We start from the raw sequence: 17,890 nt of genomic DNA on the forward strand, positions 1-17,890 counted from the left end.
TGCTTACTTTTTGTTAGAAAAAAATCTCAGCTGCTTCTTATTGACATTCGTTCGGTACCGAACTATAATCAACTCATCGATATCGTTAGGTACCGAACGATAAACCAAAAGGAGTGTACACCATGAGTACAATGACCGACCACTTAATGAAACAGCTTCGTTTTATCAGCGAAGCCAGCAATGCCTTTATGAGTCAAAACAACCAGCGCCTTTCGGGACAGCAACGTGTCCTGGCCGTTTTAAATTTAGAAGACGGCTTGGTGCAAAGTTATCTTGCAGAAGTCTTAGACCTACGGCCAAGCTCTCTAGCGGAACTATTGAAGAAAATGGAAAATAGTGGCGATATTCATCGCAAAGAAGATGCTGCTGACAAACGGATCAAACGAATCTACCTGACAGAAACTGGAAGAAAAAAAGCGGAAAAATTACTAGCACAAAAAGAAGCCACCAGCAGTCAGTCGTTTTTTGCTGGGCTCTCAGAGGAGGATCAAACCGAGTTTGCTCGTCTGCTTGAAAACATCGCCGCTGGGTGGGAGACGGACTTCCAACAGCAGGCACAACGCTTTATTGACCCAATGGATCGTTTGCAAGCCATGCAAGAGATTCGGGAAGAAATGATGAAGCAATGGGGCGGAAATTGGCAGGAAATGACGAATGACGAGCGCCGAAAAATGAGGCAACAAATGAAAGATACTTGGCAAGAAATGGGCGTTGATGAGCGACGCAAAATGAAAAAACAGATCAAGGAAGCCATGCGGCAAATGCCGTTTCCTGGACATCGCGGCATGGTTGGTAATCGACCATTTGAGCCGTTTGGGCCGTTTGGGCCGTTTGGGCCGTTTGGGCCGTTTGATAGTAGCGAGGCGAATGATCCACGGTACACATGGGTAAAAGGCAACTTTTTTGATGCCTACGGGTTTGGACAAGACCGCAAAGCAAGACCGACTTCCGCTTCTAAAGACGAAGCAGCCGAGGAGGATTGGCAGGATTTCTAATAACACCTAATTAAAAAGAAAAAGCGGTGAGCCATCTTGCTTGCTGCGGAGGAAAACGAATGGAAACAACGACACCAACAGTGAACAAAAACAAATTTAAAATGAAAGACTTTATCCACCTGATCGTCAGTGTCAATCCTAAGAAAGGCTTGTTTCTTTTAGGGATGCTCTTTAGCCTGATCACAAGTGCCGCCAGTTTGGTCGTGCCGCAGCTGACGAAAACGCTGGTCGATGCCAGCGGCACCCCCACGTTCAGCACCTCCATGCTGGTCGTTTTGATCCTAGCCTTTGTGCTGCAATTAGGCGTAGGGACTTTAGGCGGCTTTCTCTTGCGCTATGTGGGAGAAAGTGCTGTGAAAACGTTGCGGGAACGTCTTTGGAAACATCTGCTGCATTTGCCAGTCAGCTATTTTGATGACCACAAGTCGGGGGAAAGCAGTTCGCGACTCGTCAATGATACTTCCGTGATCAAAGAGCTAGTCACCTCGCAATTTCCCAGCTTTGTCACTGGCTTGATCCAATTGGTCGGTTCGATGATCATCTTGTTTTTGATGGACTGGAAGATGGCTGCGATCATGTTCAGTGCGGTGCCTTTGATCACCTTGATCATGTGGCCAATCGGCAAGATCATGTCGAAACTAGGACGCCAGTTGCAAGCAGCGACCGCCGATTTCAATGCGGATGCCAGCGAAAAACTCTCAGAGATCCGTTTGATCAAAGCCAGCAACGGAGAAGCCAGTGAACAAGAAAACGGTCGGCGCAACATTGGGGCAATTTTTACCCTCGGGGTCAAGGATGCGAAAGTCAGTGCGATTTTGCAGCCAATCATGACGACGGCCATGCTGGGCTTACTCGTAGGTATCCTCGGTTATGGCGCGATCCGTGTCCAAGCCGGCACCTTGACGAGCGGCGCATTGATCGCTTTTCTACTGTATCTCTTTAATATTATTGCGCCTGTGACGACGTTTGCGATGTTCTTTTCACAAGTCCAAAAAGCGATGGGTGCTACGGAACGGATCCAAGAAATTTTGGATACGCCGCTAGAGCCGATCCAGGCAGCACCCAAAGCCGCCATCAATGGAACAGTCTTACGAGCAGAACAGATCGATTTCAGTTACGATCCCAAACGGCCGATTTTGCAAAACATTTCTTTTGAAGCCAAACCCAACACCGTGATTGCTTTTGCAGGACCAAGCGGCGGCGGAAAATCCACGATTTTTGCTTTACTGGAACGCTTTTATGAACCCACCAGCGGGCGCTTGCTGATTGGAGATCAGCCGATAGCTGACATTGATCTGCAAAACTGGCGGGCACAGATCGGCTATGTTTCCCAAGACAGTGCGGTCTTTGCTGGTACGATTCGGGAAAACTTGCAATACGGATTGGGCCGGACGCTGTCAGAGGAGGAATTGTGGCAAGGACTGGCATTGGCTTATGCCGATCAGTTCGTCCAAGAGTTCCCCGAAAAACTAGAAACACAAATCGGTGAACGCGGCGTCAAACTATCTGGCGGGCAAAAACAACGGATCGCCATCGCTCGAGCATTCTTGCGGGATCCCAAGCTGCTGATGCTGGATGAAGCGACTGCCAGCCTAGATTCTCAGTCAGAAGAAAAAGTCCAGCGGGCGTTGGATCATTTGATGGAAGGACGTACGACATTAGTGATCGCTCATCGCTTATCGACCATCGTGGATGCCGACCAAATCTACTTTATAGAAAAAGGCACCATTACCGGTCAAGGTACCCATGCACAATTGATCAACAACCACCCGCTTTATGCTGCCTATGTCAATGAACAAATGATCAACTAATCGAAAAAACTGCTTATTGACGGATAAGCAGTTTTTTTCTATTAGCCAACGGCTGAATGTTGCTTCTCTTCACGCGTGCCAGGCACTTGATTTACTCGCTGTAATTCTTTCAGCACCTGATTTTCTGCCCGCAAAAAATCCCGTTCGCTTTGGGCAGTAGCAAGCTTTCCTTGATAAACTAAGACTTCTTCTTGGTAGGTTTTGGCGGTCTTTTGGACTTCTTCTTCTAACTGATCGATTTTATGGGTCAATTCTTGATTGATCTGTTCATATTTTAGGTAAAGCTTCTGGGCATTTTCGATATTCGTTTGTTCCAAATTCGCTTTGCTGGATACTCGGGTAGCCAAATAAGTAAGTACACCAGTAATGAGTGACGGCAAGACAACTGTTACGATCGATGTATCCATGATCCTCCCCCATTCTTTTGATACGATTCATATCATCTGTTTCCAGTATAAAAGATACGATTCGTATCGTCAACTGATGTGATATTTTTTATATCAAATAATACAAAAATAGATACAAATTATATCTAACGTGCTATACTACAAAAAAGGAGGCGATCACTCATGCTTGGCGAACGGCTAAGAACACTCAGACTACGAACCAATCAAACCCAACAGCAGATCGCAGATCAGCTGGGAATCACCCGCGCAGCGTATTCTCATTTCGAAAATGATCGTAACGAACCCGATGGCGAGACCATCGTCAAACTCGCGGAGATTTTTCAAGTATCCACCGATTTTTTACTAGGCAGACAAGTCCCGGCAGGCTTTACGCAGCCCTCTGCAAAAGTTCAAACCGTTGCGGCCCATATTGATGATGACGTCACCGATGAGCAGATGGAAGATATCCTCAGCTATATTGAATTTATAAAACAGCGGCACGCCCAAAAGGAATGATGGAAATGGATAAAGTAGAAGAACTGATGGCCGCCTACCCAGACTTGCAATTTATTTTCGATAAAAATATGCCTGATGGTCAGCAAGGATTGTACATCGATCACCATATTTACTTGAACCCTGACCAATCACAAGAAGACCTCTTGAGCACCATCGGTGAAGAAATCGGTCATTATCTGACCAGTGCTGGCGACATTACCGCCCAAGACACCAACGAAAAACGCAAACAAGAACGCAAAGCCCGCGACATTGGTTCTGCGATCGTGGTCACGCCCTATGATATCATCGCTTGTTTTGAAGAAGGCTGCAAAACATTGGCGGCATGCGCTGATTTTTTAGGGGTTCCCCCACAAACCTTCAAAGACGCGGTCACCTATTATGCCCGCCGTTTTGATGGCATCAAAACCGAAGAAAATTATACCTTGTTTTTTCATATCGACGGCACGATTGAAGTTGTCAAAACCTTTGGCAATCAAGGCTAAGCCTTTTTCACACAAAAACAGACGTTCCTTTCCTGCTGCTAAAGGCAGCGTTGACGGAACGTCTGTTTTTATCCTTGCATGTTGACCCGCATCAATACACGGTTCGGTCGATAGTTTTCTGAGGATTGATGAACCAATGCACCTTCCTCAAAACGATACAAATTGTATCCATAGCGTTCTTCAAAACGGACCATTCCATCGCCTTCATCTTCCCCGACAAACGACATACTTGCCACAGTATAGTAAGGAATCCCTGCGATCGTTCCCGTAAACGCATGATGGGTATGTCCACTGAGAATACAAGAGATTTGATACTGCTGCAATAATGCCACCAAACGATTGGCACCGGCCCATGCCGGCGTGCTTGCTTGGTCGGGCAACAAATGATGGTGCGTCACAAAAACGATTTTTTTCTCTTTGAGCTGCGCCAGCGTGGCTTGCAGCCATTCAAACTGTCGCTCATCTACGATACCGTCGGCATAGCCATAGCAGGAATTATCGAAAGTCACGATCGCCAATGTCTCCGTTTCATAGACTTGATTAAAAGGTGTATCACTGGCGGTTTCTACTGACTTGCCTTGCCAGCCTTGGCGAAAATGCCGTTTGATATCATGATTACCTAGCGTTACTACGATGGGCACTGAGCCAAAGGCTTTTTCTAAATACTGCTTCAAAGAGGCATAGTCGGCAGGCGCGCCATCTTCGGTCAAATCGCCGCTGATCACCACCAAATCGATCGCTGCTCGCGCCTTGGCATCTTGGATACACTCTTCAAGAGGAATCAAGGGATTTTGCATGGCTGCCAGCATTCCTTGATACCCTTCTTCACAAGGCAGGTAACTTTCTCGAAAGTGGATATCTGATATATGCAATACATTCATAGGCTTATCTCAATTTCTTTCTGATGATTCCAGTCAACTGGTCTAATAAGAAGACGGTCACAACGACGCCCAACAAAATAATACTTACCTTGCTCCAGGTTCTGGTTTGAATAGCAAAAATCAATGGTGCACCGATCCCGCCAGCACCGACTAACCCTAACGTTGCCGCACTGCGGACCGCAATTTCAAAATGATTCAATGCAAAGGAACTATAGATGGGTGCTAAGTAAGGGACCCGCACGAAAAACATCGTCTGCCAAAAATTGGCACCGACGGCTTGCATCTCTTCCGTCAAGCGCTCATCCATGGCTTCCATTTCTTCGGTAAACAACTTGCCTAGCATACCGATCTGGTGGACACCGATCGCCATAACTCCAGCAAAAGGTCCTGGACCTACCACACGGACAAAAATAATCGCATAAACCAGCTCGGGAAATGCCCGCAAGATATTGCAGATCATTTTGCCGATTTTTGCGACCCAGGGTGTCGAGGTCCATAGGTTGGCGGCACTCAGCAAGGTCACTGGAATCGCGCAGACTGTTGCGATCATCGTTCCTAGACAAGCGATCCCGATCGTCAGTAACAACAAGCTCCACAGATCTTCCCCACTGCCGTCATAAAAGAAAGACCAGTCTGGCTGACTCAGCCCTTGCAAGACATCTCTTCCCATCGCTAAGGAAAAGGTGCTTAATCCAGAATAATCCAGCGTCGCAGCAGATAAAACTAGTAAGACAGCAAAGAGCCCCCATAACAGCCAAGTCGTTTTCTTCACTTCTCTGATCATCATAGGAAAGACCTCCTTACCCGCTCACTGAGAAAATCAACGATCGCTACCGTCAGCAAAATCGTCAAGATAATGATCGAGACCCGCTCATAATTCAACAATGCCAATGAGGCGTTCAAGATGACCCCGATCCCGCCAGCACCCACATACCCTAACACCGTCGAAGCTCGAACATTGACTTCAAAGGCATAAAAAGTATAGCTGGCAAACTGGCTGATGACTTGGGGAATGATCGCCCAAACGGTCACTTGAAATTTATTCGCTCCTACCGCCGCTGCTGCTTCAATCGGCGCAAAATCAATGGTTTCGATCGCTTGGAACATCAACTGTGAAACCATACCAAAGGTAAAGACCGCAATGGTCAAAACACCAGTGGCTTCACCGATCCCAAAAATCGCTACGAACAATGCCGCCAACAATAGATTGGGGATCGTCCGCACCAGCCCTAAGAGAAAACGCATCGGCACCGAGACCCAACGGCTTTCTGTCACGACTGTTGTCGCCAACAGACTCACCGGTATCGCTGCGACTACTCCTAAAACGGTGCCTAAAAAGGACATCTGCAATGTCTTGATCAAGGGCATCATCAGTTGCGGTAGATAACTAAAGTCTGGGTGCAAAAAGCGAGCCATGAATGCCGTCATCTGGCTGCGATTCGACCACACTTGTGCAAAATCAGCCCCTGTGATCCAGGCACTACTTTGAAAAAAGAGCAGCAATAAAAGAACCAGCAGCAGGTGTTTGTACCAATTAAAATGAACTGTTTCTTTCAGTTTCATCGATTTCTCCTGCCTTTTCTTCAAAAATTGCTTTGCCATAGATTTGTTCTAAACGCTGATCTGTCAAAGCGGCTGCGTTGCCGTCAAAAACGATCGCACCTGCTTTTAAGGCAATGATCCTTGTCGCATACTGACGAGCCAAGGGAATCGAATGCAGATTGATGACAATCGTTTTGCCCATTTCTTGATTGATCTTCTTCAGATCCTCCATCACTTTCTCTGTCGTGATGGGATCTAGTGATGCCACAGGTTCATCTGCTAAAATCACCGGCGCTTGTTGGACCAAGGCACGGGCGATGGATACCCGCTGCTGTTGCCCCCCACTCAACTGGTCGCTTCTCGTTTGCAGTTTGTCTGACAAGCCGACAGTCGCTAGCGCTTCTTTCGTTCTTTCGTAGTCTTCTTTCGTAAACAACCCTAAAATACTTTTCCAGGTCCCGTAATACCCCAAACGCCCAGACAAAACATTTTTTTGAACGGTACTGCGTTTGACCAAATTGAAGCTTTGCGAGATCAATCCGATTTGTCGACGAATCAAGCGCAATTCTTTTTTATTGGCTTTCGTGACTGATTTGCCGTCTACCCGGATATCTCCTTCAGTGATTGGCACTAAGCGATTGATCGAGCGTAAAAAGGTACTCTTACCAGCACCGCTCAAGCCAATGATAGCCACAAATTCACCTTGCTCAATCGTCACATCTATGTTCTGTAATCCTTTGACCCCATTTGGGTAGACTTTGGATACATTCTCAAAAGTTATCATCTGTTTTCTCCATTATGTAGGGACCGCGGCAAAGTTTCCCCAATCGGTCACGGTCTATTTCACTAAAAAATGCACTGGTACTGCGTATTCCACCTATTCCCCTAGTAAATCGCTGCACATCTCCGTGTCCCGTTATCCTTCTACCGCAATCCCTGATTTTTTACTCTGCTGCTCGTTGTGTATAATCGCGAATGGTATCGTAAGCAGAATCTGCTGCTTCTTCATACCCTTGGTGTCCCCACAAGCTCATTGCTTCGGCGCCCTCTTCATCATCTGCCATGTTCAAGAATACTTCTTTGATCTGCTCTTTTAGTTCAGCATCCATTGATGGTTGGACGGCAATGGCGTCATTTGGAATATCCCCTTCAGTCAAGTAAAGGACTTTTAGGTCTTTGAATAAATCGTTGTCTGGAAAGCTTGATGCAAAGACATTTCGTGCCCCTTGGAACACAAAGGCGGCATCCATCTGACCGTTCAAGACTGCAGTGATTTCACTTGGAATATCATTCACGGTCGTTAATGTAGCATCCGTCGTTGGATCAACTCCTGCATCTTTCAACTCGGCAACTGGGTAAATATAGCCGCTGGCAGAGTTTGGACTCAATGTGGCGATTTTTTTCCCTTTTAAGTCCGTCAATTCTGTCATATCGCTATCCGCACGGACCAAGATTTCCCCTTTGAAGGTATTGGTTTTTTCCCCTTCTAATGGCAAGCCCGTCTCTGGATCATAAGCACCTAATTGAGAAGTCAAAATCGCTTCAGCTGCATCCATGTCTTTGGCTTGAACATAAGCGGCTGGCGGCATGATCCCTAAATCAACTTGTCCAGAAGCCATCGCTTCTACGATCGTCGAATAATCCGTTGCTAACGTTACTTCTACTTCACGGTCTAATTTTTTTGATAAATACTCAGCAAACGGTTTTGCTTTGGCTTGCATCGAGCCGTCATTATTGGTCGGTACGAATTGTACCACCAGCTTTTCTTTTTCGGCTGCGGCACTGCTGTCGCTGCTGCTGCTCCCATTCCCACAGCCGGTCAATGCGGCAACTAACGCAATTCCTAACATTCCTTTAACAATTCGTTTCAATGGCATTTTTTCTCCTCCTAATGGTTTGACGCTTTCTTACATTCAAATCATACCAAGTATCCCGTCAAAATGAAGTGACACATGTCCTATTTTACCTTATTTTTACATACAATTTACATTAGATTTTATTTATCGTTCGTGTTGAGTCAAAAGGGGAACTAAGCTATACTTAAAGAAAACCATTCAGGAGTGGCTGATTTCCATGAAAAAAATCGATGATACCGTACGCCTCAATAATTACATTGACACCTTCGATCTGCAATCTTATATGGACAATGATTTGTTAGCGATGGCCACTTTGCATTCCTTTGAAAAAGAAGAGCACCTGATTCGAACAGGCACGCCTTCTGAATACTTGTATTTTCTCGTAGAAGGAACCGTGATGGTCTATTCCTTCTCTTCGGATACCCAAACGATTTGTATTGATTACGCCAAGCCAGCTGCACCTTTAGGAGAAGCTTCCTCTTTGTGGGAACTCCTGCCGAAAAGCAGTGTCAAAGCCGCTTCTGCTTGCGTCTGCGTCTGCATCCCTTTGAATCGCTACCGCAACACCTTGCAACAAGACGTCCGCTTTTTGCAAACCATCTGTCAGTTGCTCAGTTCCCGCTTGAATTCGGGGATCAACTTAGCGAATTCATTGACGGAACCTGTAGAGACACGGTTGGCCAAATTTATTCTTGCGCATCAAGAAAATCAACACTTTTCCTTTCAGTTGACCACCTGTGCGGCGATCTTGAATGTCAGCTATCGCCACCTGCTGCGAACCTTTACCAGCTTTCGAGAAGACAAGCTGATTGAAAAACAAAAACAGGGCTATGCAATTCTCGATTTCCCCGCTTTAGAGTCGCTTGCCGAAAATTTAAGCCATGTGTAAGGAGCAGTCCCCAAGAATGTTCGGGTTTTCCCTGAGTAGGCGTTCCTGATGTTGGTCTTGCTCTTAACTCGCGCTGTGACAAGCGTTTGCTACCGTGTCAGGCAAGCGAGAAGGGCAAATGCGCCTTATTTTCTTACAAAAAACCCGATCCTTGCTGATATTCAGTCGAGGATCGGGTTTCTTTTGCTTATTTCACGATGGCTAAGAAGTCTTCTCCTTGCAAGACATCGGTTTGGTTCATATCCATCACATCTAAATATTGCGGGGTGTTCGTCACAACGATCGGTGTGATCGTGGATAAGCCAGCTGCTTTGATCGTATCTAGATCAAACTTCACTAACAAATCGCCGCGTTTGACTTGATCGTCTTGTTTAACAAAGACCTCAAAGCCTTTGCCCTCTAGTTCCACAGTATCCATACCAATATGCATCAAGACTTCGGCTCCATCCGTGGTGGTCAAACCAACGGCATGGCCAGTAGGAAAGAGCGTCGTGATGGTGCCATCTGCTGGCGCATATAAAGCCCCGACAGTTGGTTCGATAGCGATACCTTTTCCTAATGCACCAGAAGAAAAGACTTGGTCTTTGACTTCTGCTAAGGGAACCACTTTGCCTTCTAACGGACTGCTGAGGATCACTCGTTCTTTAGACGAACTTTCTGTGGGTGCTGCTGGCTCTTTTGCTGGTGCTGCACTGGCATCAGTTGCTGGCTGATCTTCAAAACGTAAGAAGAAGGTCAAGACAAACGCTGCGCCAAAAGCGATAGCCGTGCCGATCGAAGCTGCGATCAGACCACTTAAATCTTTCGTATCTTGTGGGATAAAGGACGGCAGACTTAGTAAGCTGACTAACCCAAAGGTATAATTTTCGACTTGGCTGAAGCCAATGAAGGCACCACCGAGGGCACCACTGATACACGCGGCGATAAATGGTTTTTTCAATGGCAATGTCACCCCATACACCGTCGGTTCTGTGATCCCAAAAATTGAGGTGATCGTTGAAGAAAGGGCCAAGCCTTTCAATTTCACATTTTTTGTCATAAAGAACACTGCTAGCGCTGCACCCCCTTGAGAAAGGACAGCTGGCAATAGCATTGGTACCATGGTATCGACACCAGTTTGGCTGAGATTCAACATGATGATCGGTACAAAACCCCAGTGCATGCCAAACATCACAAAGACTTGCCATAAACCACCCATGACAGCGCCAGCGATCAGTGGGCTGAAGTGGTAAATGCTGTCATAGGCACTACCTAACAAGTTTCCTAAAATCGTTCCTAGTGGACCGACGACAATAAAGGTCAATGGCGCCATGATCAAGAAGACCGCTAAAGGCACACAGATGATCTGTAAGAAGCTAGGAATGACTTTTTTAAAGAAACGCTCCACATAGCTTTGTAAAAAGACCGCTAAAATAATCGGAATGACGGAAGACGTATAAGCACTCGCACCAATAATGACCGGAAGGCCTAAGAAACTCAACGTTTGCCCAGCCAAAGCGGTGATGTCTGGATGAACCAACGCCATCGCTAAGGAAACCGCTAGAAATTCATTGGTACGAAACTTCTTCGCTGCAGTAAAAGCCAATATCACTGGTAAATAGGTAAATAACCCATCAGCAATCGCATACAATACGGTGTAGACCCCAGAATCAGCTGCTAACCAATTCAAGGTGACTGCCAGCGTCAAGAATCCTTTTAAGACCCCAGCACCTGCCATTGCGCCTAAAAATGGCGTAAAGATCGACGAAATAATATCCACCAGTTGATTCAACAAATTGCCTTTGTCGCCTTTGCTGTCTGCTTCGCCATCAAAGTTCGCTACTCCATTCAATTCACGGTAAACGTCGCTGACATGACTGCCGATCACCACTTGGTATTGACCGCCGCTTTGAACGACTTGGATCACATCGTCGTCTTGATTCAAGCGTGCCGTATCCGCTTTGTGCTCATCTTTTAATTTGAAACGCAAGCGGGTCGCACAATGCACCACGCTGTTGACATTTTCTTTGCCGCCCACCGCATCAAGGACGCGAACTGCAATATCTTTATTTGAACTCATTTTTTCAACACTCCTTTTTTAATAAAAAAACCCAGATTGAAAAAACGACCGTCTAACGAGTTTTTTCCTCGCTGACTGTTGTCTTTTCAATCTGGGTATTGCCTGCCTGACAGTAACAATCCGTTAATGATTGAATGTTAATTGGTTTGATCATTGACGACACGTTCGATGTGGATCGTTAAGTAGATCATTTCTGATTCACCGATCGATTTGTCGTAGGTTTTGATCAAGTACTCGTTGATCCGTTGGACCGTTTGAAACGCTTTAGGGTACTTCGATTGCACAAGGGCAAATAAAAACTCATCTTTTTCCCCTGAAAGTCCATCGCTTAAATAACGCTGCGCAAAATACTGCAAATGCGTGGTGATCCGTTGATAATTCAAGGAATCTGGGTTAAAGACCCGTCCATAAAAACGACTGATGATCGCCAGTACGTCACGAACGATCTCTACCGCTTGCATCGTGGTTTCCATCGTGCCATTGGCTTGTTCGCTATTGACGATATGAAAAGCGATAAAGCCGATCTCCGATTCTGGCAATGTAATCCCGAAGACTTTTTCAAAATAAGCAACGGCATCTGCTGCAACTGCATACTCTTTTGGATAAAACTTGCGGGTCTCAAACAACAATGGATTCGGCAGCTCAATGCCTTCACGTGCCCGAACCAGCGCATAATGGATATGGTCGGTCAGTGTCAAATAAATATTTGGCGACAGCTCGATCCCCAAGGATGCTTCCGCATCATCAACCACTTGCTTGACGGCTTCGACTTCTTCCACAGGAATGTCTGAAAACAATTGCTGAAACTGATTTGCAGTAAAGGTATCCTTTAACACAAATTCTTTTTCGACAAAGGCTTCATCCACTGGATCGCCGACTTTTTTCTTAAACGCAATGCCTCGACCCATATAGATCACTTCCTGACCGGCATCATTGGTCGAGATGACGACATTATTATTTAAAATTTTCCCAATAACCATCGTTTTCCCTCACTCCAAAATAAAAAAACCTAGAATCTCCCCATTAGCGCGCTACGGTCAATTCTGGTTTTGCCTGCCGAACAGTAACAATCCTTGTAACTGAAAGAATAATAACACACCCCTGTGGCAGATGCAACCCTTTTCAATCAGAATTTCTGCAACGTGCTTTTCCTTTGTTATACCATTGAACAATTCTCCTTGCAACATCCTTCACTACCTAAAATGCTTTGTTTTTTAATCAAAAAAGGAATGGCCCAGCTGCAGCCATTCCTGATGTATCAAAGTTGCTTTCTTTGCTGTCCCATGCGCCGCTCTTTCATCGCCGTTCCTAACGTACCATAGGTGAAGACAGCGATCCCCAGCCAAATAAACGCAAAGGCGGAAAATTGGGCCAGTGAATAGGTTTCGTGAAACAAAAAGATGGCTAACAAAAGCATGATTGTCGGGTTGACGTATTGAATAAACCCAAGCGTAATGTAAGAAACATTTTTCGCGGCTTCCGCAAACAGCAGCAGCGGAATAGCCGTCACGATCCCAGCACCCATCAATAAGAGATTGGTTTGCAAGGGATAATTCATAAAGCCGACGGTTGAAAATCCTAAAATATACACGAGCGCAAAGGGGAAAATCACCATCGTTTCGATCGTTAACCCAGTAACCGAACTAATGGGGATCCTTTTTTTGATCAAGCCATACGTACTAAAGGAAAAGGCCATGATCAGTGAGGCATAAGGAATCGTTCCTGTTTGGATCGATAATAAGATCACCCCGATACTTGCCAGCAGACACGCCAGCATGCCAGTACGACTAAGACGTTCCTTCAAAAAAACGGTCGCTAACAAGACATTGACAAGCGGATTAATATAATAGCCTAAGCTGGCTTGCATCACGTGGCCCGCACTCACCGCGAAGATAAAGGTGAACCAGTTGATGGAGATCAGCACAGAAGCTAAAACGATCAGTCCAGCAAATGCTTTGTTCTTCCACAGCAGACGCGCTTCTTGTAAAAATTGCGTTTTCTTCCCAGAAAGCACGATAAACAACACCATAAAAACAAAGGACCACACGATTCGGTAGCACATCGTTGCTAATGGCGAAACCCCAACGATTATTTTCCAATATAGTGTGACCAAGCCCCACAAGACATAGGCAGACAATCCAAAATAAACGCCTTTATTCTTCATTTTCTCCCTGATTTTTTTCCATTAAAGCAAGCCTTTAATGAAAAAAAATACTCCTCCTAAACCATAAGTTATCTTATTATATCGAATTTTTTGGTTTTTCATAGAGTTTCATGAAATAAATCAAGAAAAGCACCCTTCAAAGAAAGGTGCCCCTCTTTATTCCAGTGGTTCTTCTGCCCCTTCTAGCCAAACGGCTTCTGGCTTCTGATCACGAATCAAGAATAGCCCCGTTGCAAACAGCAGTCCAGAAGCTATCGTCATCAATAAGAAAGAAACATTCATCCCATGAAGCAGTGCACTTGTTCCTGTTAAGGTCGTGCTTTTTTGCGCCACACTATTCATGATCCCGACAAATAGTGCTGTCCCGATGGCGCCTGCCACAGTCCGCAAAGAAGTCAATAACGCTGTTCCATGCGCCGTCAGCTGCGGCGGAATATTTTTATTTCCCCATGTCACGAAGGGCATCAACAAACAACCTGTGGCGGCACAGCGCAGCATGTTCAAAACCACTGCTACCCAAATACCCGTGTGCATATGGATAAAATACATGCCGATGTTGCTCAAGACCAGTGAGCCGCCGCCAAAAAGCGTCAACAAACGGATGCCGACTTTGTCATAGATTCGCCCAGCCACGGGACTTAAGAAAGCCGAGACCAGAGAGCCTGGCAAAACGACTAATCCCGAGATCGTCGCTGATTTGCCTAAAATCGACTGCACGTATAGCGGCATCAGCATCGCCGAACCCATCAAGACCAAGTAAAGCATGATACTGCCAAAGACACTGATGGCATACTCTTTTGTTTTTAAGACCCGCAGATCCAAAAATGGAGTTTCCGCTCTTAACTGACGGAAGACAAAGAAGATCCCTGCTACCAAACCGAGCCCTAAGGTTCCTAAAACGGGTAAGCTGAAAAAGCCATAGCTGCCGATATTGCCAAAACCTAAAGTAATCCCACCAAAGGCGAAGGCACTCAAAACAAAAGAGGTCTGATCAAATTTGCTGTTGCTTACTGGCAAAACATCATCAAAAACCTTTATGGCCCAAATCAGTGAAATCAAAACAATCACGGCAACGATATAAAAAATCGCATGCCAGTTCAAGCGGTCCACGATCACCCCAGCAAGAGTCGGTGCAATCACGGGCGCCGCGGTGATCGATAATCCATACCAGCCCATCACCACACCGATACGATTGATCGGATAGATCGATAAGAGGATCACTTGCGCCATTGCTGTCAAGATTCCATTGCCTACGGCCTGCAAAATACGAGCAAGCATCATGACTAGAAAATTGGGAGCTGCAGCACAAAGCAGCAAGCCCACCAACGCAATTCCTAAGGCAGCGAGATACAGCTTTTTGGTTGGCACACGATTCATAAGATATGCCGTCAAGGGCATAACGATCGCCATCGCCAAGGAATAACCGCTAGTCAGCCATTGTCCCGTAGTGACGGAAATCTGCAGGTCAGTGACGATGGCGGGTAAAGCCGTCGTCAAGGCGGTCGCCAACATGGATACGGCAATACATGTAATCATTAAATTAATAAAAATCAGCGTCCGCTGACGTTCCGTTCGTTGGACTGTTTCACTCAATCAACGTCCGCCTCCTTCTCAAGATAAAACTGTTCGATTTTTGCTAAGGCTTGACCAAAGGCTTGTTTTTCTTCTGCCGTCAAATAGGTCAGCATTTCTTGGTGCGCCTTGCTGCGTTTTTCTTTCATTCGCTGTGCCTCTTCTTTGCCTGCTTCCGTCAGCGAAATCAGATGGCTGCGTTTATCTTTCGGATCGACTTCTTTTTGGATCAGCCCTTTTTCAGCCAGTTTCTTTAGTAGTTCGCCAGTGGATGTCGAACGGATCGCTAAATACGCGGCGAGATCTTTTTGGGTCAACGTCCCTTTTTCGTCCAATACCAGTAGGCAATTGAACTGTCCCCGACCTGGCATAAAACGCCCATATTTTTGTTCCGCATACCGCCGATTTAATTTATACACTTCAAACAATCGTTCCACGATTTCTTGTTCGGAAACCATCGACCTTCAGCTCCTTTCGCCTCTTCACTATTTAGATAGGTACCTAGTTAAAAGTCCGCTCTCCATTTTACATAGGTACCTATCTATTGTCAAGGAAGGATTGACAATGAGAGCGGGTAGAGCAACCAAAAACAAAAAAAGCATTGAAACTTACGCTTCAATACTTTCCTCGTGGTTCTTTTTCTCAGCAAACTCTGACAGCAGTTGCCGAACTTCATCCGTTGATTTCGTATTCATCAATTTTGCCCGCAAATCACTGGCTCCAGGGAAGCCTTTGACATAGATTTTAAAGAAACGATGCAATCCTGCGATCGAGCGTGGCACCATTTTGGCGTAATGGTCCTGCAAGTCTAATTGCAGCTGCAACAAGCCTAATAGCTCTTCTGAGGTATGCTCTTTCGGTTCTTTTTCAAAGGCATAGGGATTCTTGAAAATACCCCGACCGATCATGATTCCGTCTACGCCATATTTTTCTGCTAGCTCTAAACCTTTGGTACGATCAGGGATATCGCCGTTGATCGTCAGCTTCGTTTGTGGGGCGATTCTATCCCGCAAGGCAACCACTTCAGGAATCAATTCCCAATGAGCATCGACCTTGCTCATTTCTTTGCGGGTTCGCAAATGGATCGAAAGGTTGGCGATATCCTGTTGCAGGACATGGGTCAACCAAGCTTCCATTTCTCCTAGTTCGGTATAGCCCAAACGAGTCTTGACACTGACCGGCAGACCGCCAGCTTTGGCTGCTTGGATCAGCTCAGCAGCAACGTCTGGTCGCAAGATCAAGCCGCTGCCTTTGCCTCGTCCGGCAACGTTTGGCACTGGGCAGCCCATATTTAAGTCGATCCCTTTAAAGCCCATCTCCGCTAAGCCGATACTCATCTCACGGAAATACTCTGGCTTGTCGCCCCAAATGTGGGCCACCATCGGTTGCTCATCTTCGGTGAAGACTAAACGTCCTCGCACACTGTCGCGTCCTTCTGGATGGCAGTAACTATCGGAGTTGGTAAATTCCGTAAAGAAAACATCTGGTGCGCCGGCAGCTTGAACGACATGTCGAAAAACGACATCGGTGACATCTTCCATTGGTGCTAGGATAAAAAAAGGCTTCGGCAATTCAGCCCAAAAATTTGTTGTCATGATTTACGCTCCATTTCTTTGTCCAAGGATCTTCTTTTATGACCCCCACTTGCAAAACAAACCCCATTATACTAAGAATGCGTCAAAGAAGCAAAAGAGCAAGACGACACCCGTCGGTGCTTCGCCTTGCTCTTTTGCAACAGACGCTTAATACTGCCGAATAACTGGCGGTTCGTAGGCTTGAATAAAGGCTTCCAGCTCATTCGTTGTTTGCGCAAAACCGATTTTCTCGCGATCGGCTTGCGTCAAGAACTCATTTTCCACCATATTGTCATACAAAGCTCTTGTTGCGCGGTAAAAGTTGTTCACATCATAAAAAGCACACGGATTCGGGTTTTGACCGATTCTTGACCATGAGATCATCTCCGTGATTTCTTCCAGCGTACCAGGACCGCCTGGCAGTGCGACAAAAGCCTGCGACAATTCGAACATTTTCCGTTTTCTTTCTGACATCGTCTCGACGACATGGAGTTCGGTCAACCCAGGATGTGCTAGTTCCCGATCTTTTAAAAAGGTTGGGATCACCCCGATCACCTGACCGCCATTTTCTAAGACAGCATCTGCCAATACGCCCATCAAGCCTGCTTTTCCGCCACCATAAACTAGCGTATTTTTCCGTGAGGCGATCCACTGCCCCAATTCTTGAGCGGCTGTTGCAAAACTAGGTTCATTACCGACACTGGCACCACAATAGACTGCAATTTTCATAAAACTCTCCATCATCCTTCTCAATCATTTTGAAATAGTATATCATGATTCTGATAAAGGTTCTGGGAAAGGATGGAAAAAAATTTATGAACATTGAGGAGTATCAACGATTTATCAGTGACTTCTACAAAGCCCGCAATTGGTATCAGTACGATCCGTTTATTCGGGCGAATTTTTTAGCAGAGGAAGTCGGGGAAGTGAGCCGTGCCATTCGGACATTGGAGATCGGTCGTGACCGTCCCGATGAACAAGAAGGCTTGCCAGAAGAAAAACTGGCAAACCTGACGGAAGAATTGGGCGATGTACTGGATAACTTATTTATTCTCGCCGATAAATACGATATTTCTCTAGAGACGATCATGCAAAAACACAAAGAGAAGCTATTGTCTCGCTATCAAATGGACCACGTGACAGAAAAAAACAGCTAACGGGCT

19 protein-coding genes are annotated in these 17,890 nt (G+C 45.9%); 6 read left to right on the top strand and 13 right to left on the bottom strand.

Translation table 11 applies throughout. The annotated features are described in order from the left end of the window. The first annotated feature begins 122 nt into the window (after positions 1-122). Positions 123-995, top strand: coding sequence for a MarR family transcriptional regulator (locus tag A5867_RS17335; RefSeq protein WP_087628100.1), 873 nt, complete (start codon positions 123-125; stop codon positions 993-995). Positions 996-1,054: 59 nt separating this feature from the next. Then, positions 1,055-2,806, top strand: coding sequence for an ABC transporter ATP-binding protein (locus A5867_RS17340; RefSeq protein ID WP_087628101.1), 1,752 nt, complete (start codon positions 1,055-1,057; stop codon positions 2,804-2,806). 41 nt (positions 2,807-2,847) lie between these two features. Here the strand turns inward: A5867_RS17340 and A5867_RS17345 are convergent, their stop codons facing one another. Continuing rightward, positions 2,848-3,213, bottom strand: coding sequence for a hypothetical protein (locus tag A5867_RS17345; protein ID WP_081116429.1), 366 nt, complete (start codon positions 3,211-3,213; stop codon positions 2,848-2,850). A 162-nt stretch (positions 3,214-3,375) separates the two neighbouring features. On the opposite strand from A5867_RS17345, the gene A5867_RS17350 reads away from it, so the two are divergent. Beyond that, complete coding sequence (locus A5867_RS17350; protein ID WP_015510522.1) at positions 3,376-3,708, top strand: helix-turn-helix transcriptional regulator; 333 nt, start codon at positions 3,376-3,378, stop codon at positions 3,706-3,708. Between the two features lie 5 nt (positions 3,709-3,713). Next, positions 3,714-4,190: an ImmA/IrrE family metallo-endopeptidase gene (locus A5867_RS17355; protein ID WP_087628102.1), complete on the top strand. Its 477-nt coding sequence runs from the start codon at positions 3,714-3,716 to the stop codon at positions 4,188-4,190. A 68-nt stretch (positions 4,191-4,258) separates the two neighbouring features. On the opposite strand, the gene A5867_RS17360 is transcribed toward A5867_RS17355, so the two are convergent. From A5867_RS17360 to A5867_RS17380, 5 genes are all read right to left on the bottom strand, one after another. Then, positions 4,259-5,071, bottom strand: coding sequence for a metallophosphoesterase (locus A5867_RS17360; protein ID WP_010748973.1), 813 nt, complete (start codon positions 5,069-5,071; stop codon positions 4,259-4,261). 4 nt (positions 5,072-5,075) lie between these two features. Next, complete coding sequence (gene phnE, locus A5867_RS17365) at positions 5,076-5,858, bottom strand: phosphonate ABC transporter, permease protein PhnE (protein WP_010748972.1); 783 nt, start codon at positions 5,856-5,858, stop codon at positions 5,076-5,078. Further along, on the bottom strand, positions 5,855-6,634 hold the full coding sequence (phnE, locus tag A5867_RS17370) for a phosphonate ABC transporter, permease protein PhnE (RefSeq protein ID WP_010748971.1): 780 nt from the start codon (positions 6,632-6,634) through the stop codon (positions 5,855-5,857). The genes phnE (A5867_RS17365) and phnE (A5867_RS17370) overlap by 4 nt, the downstream gene beginning before the upstream one ends. Further along, positions 6,606-7,397: a phosphonate ABC transporter ATP-binding protein gene (phnC, locus tag A5867_RS17375; RefSeq protein ID WP_005230661.1), complete on the bottom strand. Its 792-nt coding sequence runs from the start codon at positions 7,395-7,397 to the stop codon at positions 6,606-6,608. Before phnC ends, phnE (A5867_RS17370) begins: the two co-directional genes overlap by 29 nt. A 160-nt stretch (positions 7,398-7,557) precedes the next feature. Next, positions 7,558-8,490 carry a phosphate/phosphite/phosphonate ABC transporter substrate-binding protein gene (locus A5867_RS17380; RefSeq protein ID WP_005230658.1) on the bottom strand — a complete coding sequence of 311 codons (933 nt, stop codon included), beginning with the start codon at positions 8,488-8,490 and terminating at the stop codon, positions 7,558-7,560. A gap of 196 nt (positions 8,491-8,686) precedes the next feature. Between A5867_RS17380 and A5867_RS17385 the strand changes: the two genes are divergently transcribed. Further along, positions 8,687-9,358 (top strand): cyclic nucleotide-binding domain-containing protein, encoded by a 672-nt coding sequence (locus tag A5867_RS17385; RefSeq protein WP_087628103.1) that lies wholly within the window; start codon positions 8,687-8,689, stop codon positions 9,356-9,358. Positions 9,359-9,545: 187 nt separating this feature from the next. On the opposite strand, the gene A5867_RS17390 is transcribed toward A5867_RS17385, so the two are convergent. From A5867_RS17390 to A5867_RS17420, 7 genes are all read right to left on the bottom strand, one after another. Further along, the gene (locus A5867_RS17390) at positions 9,546-11,417 is read right to left on the bottom strand and encodes a beta-glucoside-specific PTS transporter subunit IIABC (protein ID WP_087628104.1); all 1,872 of its coding nucleotides are present in this window, start codon (positions 11,415-11,417) and stop codon (positions 9,546-9,548) included. Between the two features lie 137 nt (positions 11,418-11,554). Beyond that, complete coding sequence (locus A5867_RS17395; protein WP_087628105.1) at positions 11,555-12,397, bottom strand: BglG family transcription antiterminator LicT; 843 nt, start codon at positions 12,395-12,397, stop codon at positions 11,555-11,557. A 278-nt stretch (positions 12,398-12,675) separates the two neighbouring features. After that, the gene (rarD, locus tag A5867_RS17400; protein WP_005230654.1) at positions 12,676-13,581 is read right to left on the bottom strand and encodes an EamA family transporter RarD; all 906 of its coding nucleotides are present in this window, start codon (positions 13,579-13,581) and stop codon (positions 12,676-12,678) included. A 156-nt stretch (positions 13,582-13,737) separates the two neighbouring features. Beyond that, entirely contained in the window at positions 13,738-15,174 is a 1,437-nt protein-coding gene (locus A5867_RS17405) for an MDR family MFS transporter (protein WP_236550388.1), read from the bottom strand. Further along, entirely contained in the window at positions 15,171-15,611 is a 441-nt protein-coding gene (locus A5867_RS17410; RefSeq protein ID WP_005230651.1) for a MarR family transcriptional regulator, read from the bottom strand. The genes A5867_RS17405 and A5867_RS17410 overlap by 4 nt, the downstream gene beginning before the upstream one ends. Before the next feature lie 150 nt (positions 15,612-15,761). Continuing rightward, complete coding sequence (locus A5867_RS17415) at positions 15,762-16,748, bottom strand: tRNA-dihydrouridine synthase (protein ID WP_087628106.1); 987 nt, start codon at positions 16,746-16,748, stop codon at positions 15,762-15,764. A gap of 147 nt (positions 16,749-16,895) precedes the next feature. Next, a complete protein-coding gene (locus A5867_RS17420) occupies positions 16,896-17,456 on the bottom strand; it encodes a TIGR00730 family Rossman fold protein (protein ID WP_170927553.1) in 561 nt (186 codons plus the stop codon). 86 nt (positions 17,457-17,542) lie between these two features. Between A5867_RS17420 and A5867_RS17425 the strand changes: the two genes are divergently transcribed. After that, positions 17,543-17,884: a MazG-like family protein gene (locus tag A5867_RS17425; protein ID WP_015510530.1), complete on the top strand. Its 342-nt coding sequence runs from the start codon at positions 17,543-17,545 to the stop codon at positions 17,882-17,884. The last annotated feature ends 6 nt before the right edge of the window (positions 17,885-17,890 follow it).

Origin of the sequence: Enterococcus sp. 6D12_DIV0197 (assembly GCF_002174385.1) — a bacterium.
GTDB lineage: Bacteria > Bacillota > Bacilli > Lactobacillales > Enterococcaceae > Enterococcus_D > Enterococcus_D casseliflavus.

Excerpts from the sequence above, each read along its gene's own strand:
- A5867_RS17380 (WP_005230658.1), bottom strand. The coding sequence starts at position 8,490 with ATGCCATTGAAACGAATTGTTAAAGGAATGTTAGGAATTGCGTTAGTT.
- phnE (WP_010748971.1), bottom strand. The coding sequence starts at position 6,634 with ATGAAACTGAAAGAAACAGTTCATTTTAATTGGTACAAACACCTGCTG.
- A5867_RS17355 (WP_087628102.1), top strand. The coding sequence starts at position 3,714 with ATGGATAAAGTAGAAGAACTGATGGCCGCCTACCCAGACTTGCAATTT.
- rarD (WP_005230654.1), bottom strand. The coding sequence starts at position 13,581 with ATGAAGAATAAAGGCGTTTATTTTGGATTGTCTGCCTATGTCTTGTGG.
- A5867_RS17395 (WP_087628105.1), bottom strand. The coding sequence starts at position 12,397 with ATGGTTATTGGGAAAATTTTAAATAATAATGTCGTCATCTCGACCAAT.
- A5867_RS17340 (WP_087628101.1), top strand. The coding sequence starts at position 1,055 with ATGGAAACAACGACACCAACAGTGAACAAAAACAAATTTAAAATGAAA.
- A5867_RS17345 (WP_081116429.1), bottom strand. The coding sequence starts at position 3,213 with ATGGATACATCGATCGTAACAGTTGTCTTGCCGTCACTCATTACTGGT.
- A5867_RS17425 (WP_015510530.1), top strand. The coding sequence starts at position 17,543 with ATGAACATTGAGGAGTATCAACGATTTATCAGTGACTTCTACAAAGCC.
- phnE (WP_010748972.1), bottom strand. The coding sequence starts at position 5,858 with ATGATGATCAGAGAAGTGAAGAAAACGACTTGGCTGTTATGGGGGCTC.
- A5867_RS17410 (WP_005230651.1), bottom strand. The coding sequence starts at position 15,611 with ATGGTTTCCGAACAAGAAATCGTGGAACGATTGTTTGAAGTGTATAAA.
- phnC (WP_005230661.1), bottom strand. The coding sequence starts at position 7,397 with ATGATAACTTTTGAGAATGTATCCAAAGTCTACCCAAATGGGGTCAAA.
- A5867_RS17420 (WP_170927553.1), bottom strand. The coding sequence starts at position 17,456 with ATGAAAATTGCAGTCTATTGTGGTGCCAGTGTCGGTAATGAACCTAGT.
- A5867_RS17415 (WP_087628106.1), bottom strand. The coding sequence starts at position 16,748 with ATGACAACAAATTTTTGGGCTGAATTGCCGAAGCCTTTTTTTATCCTA.
- A5867_RS17360 (WP_010748973.1), bottom strand. The coding sequence starts at position 5,071 with ATGAATGTATTGCATATATCAGATATCCACTTTCGAGAAAGTTACCTG.
- A5867_RS17390 (WP_087628104.1), bottom strand. The coding sequence starts at position 11,417 with ATGAGTTCAAATAAAGATATTGCAGTTCGCGTCCTTGATGCGGTGGGC.
- A5867_RS17350 (WP_015510522.1), top strand. The coding sequence starts at position 3,376 with ATGCTTGGCGAACGGCTAAGAACACTCAGACTACGAACCAATCAAACC.
- A5867_RS17385 (WP_087628103.1), top strand. The coding sequence starts at position 8,687 with ATGAAAAAAATCGATGATACCGTACGCCTCAATAATTACATTGACACC.
- A5867_RS17335 (WP_087628100.1), top strand. The coding sequence starts at position 123 with ATGAGTACAATGACCGACCACTTAATGAAACAGCTTCGTTTTATCAGC.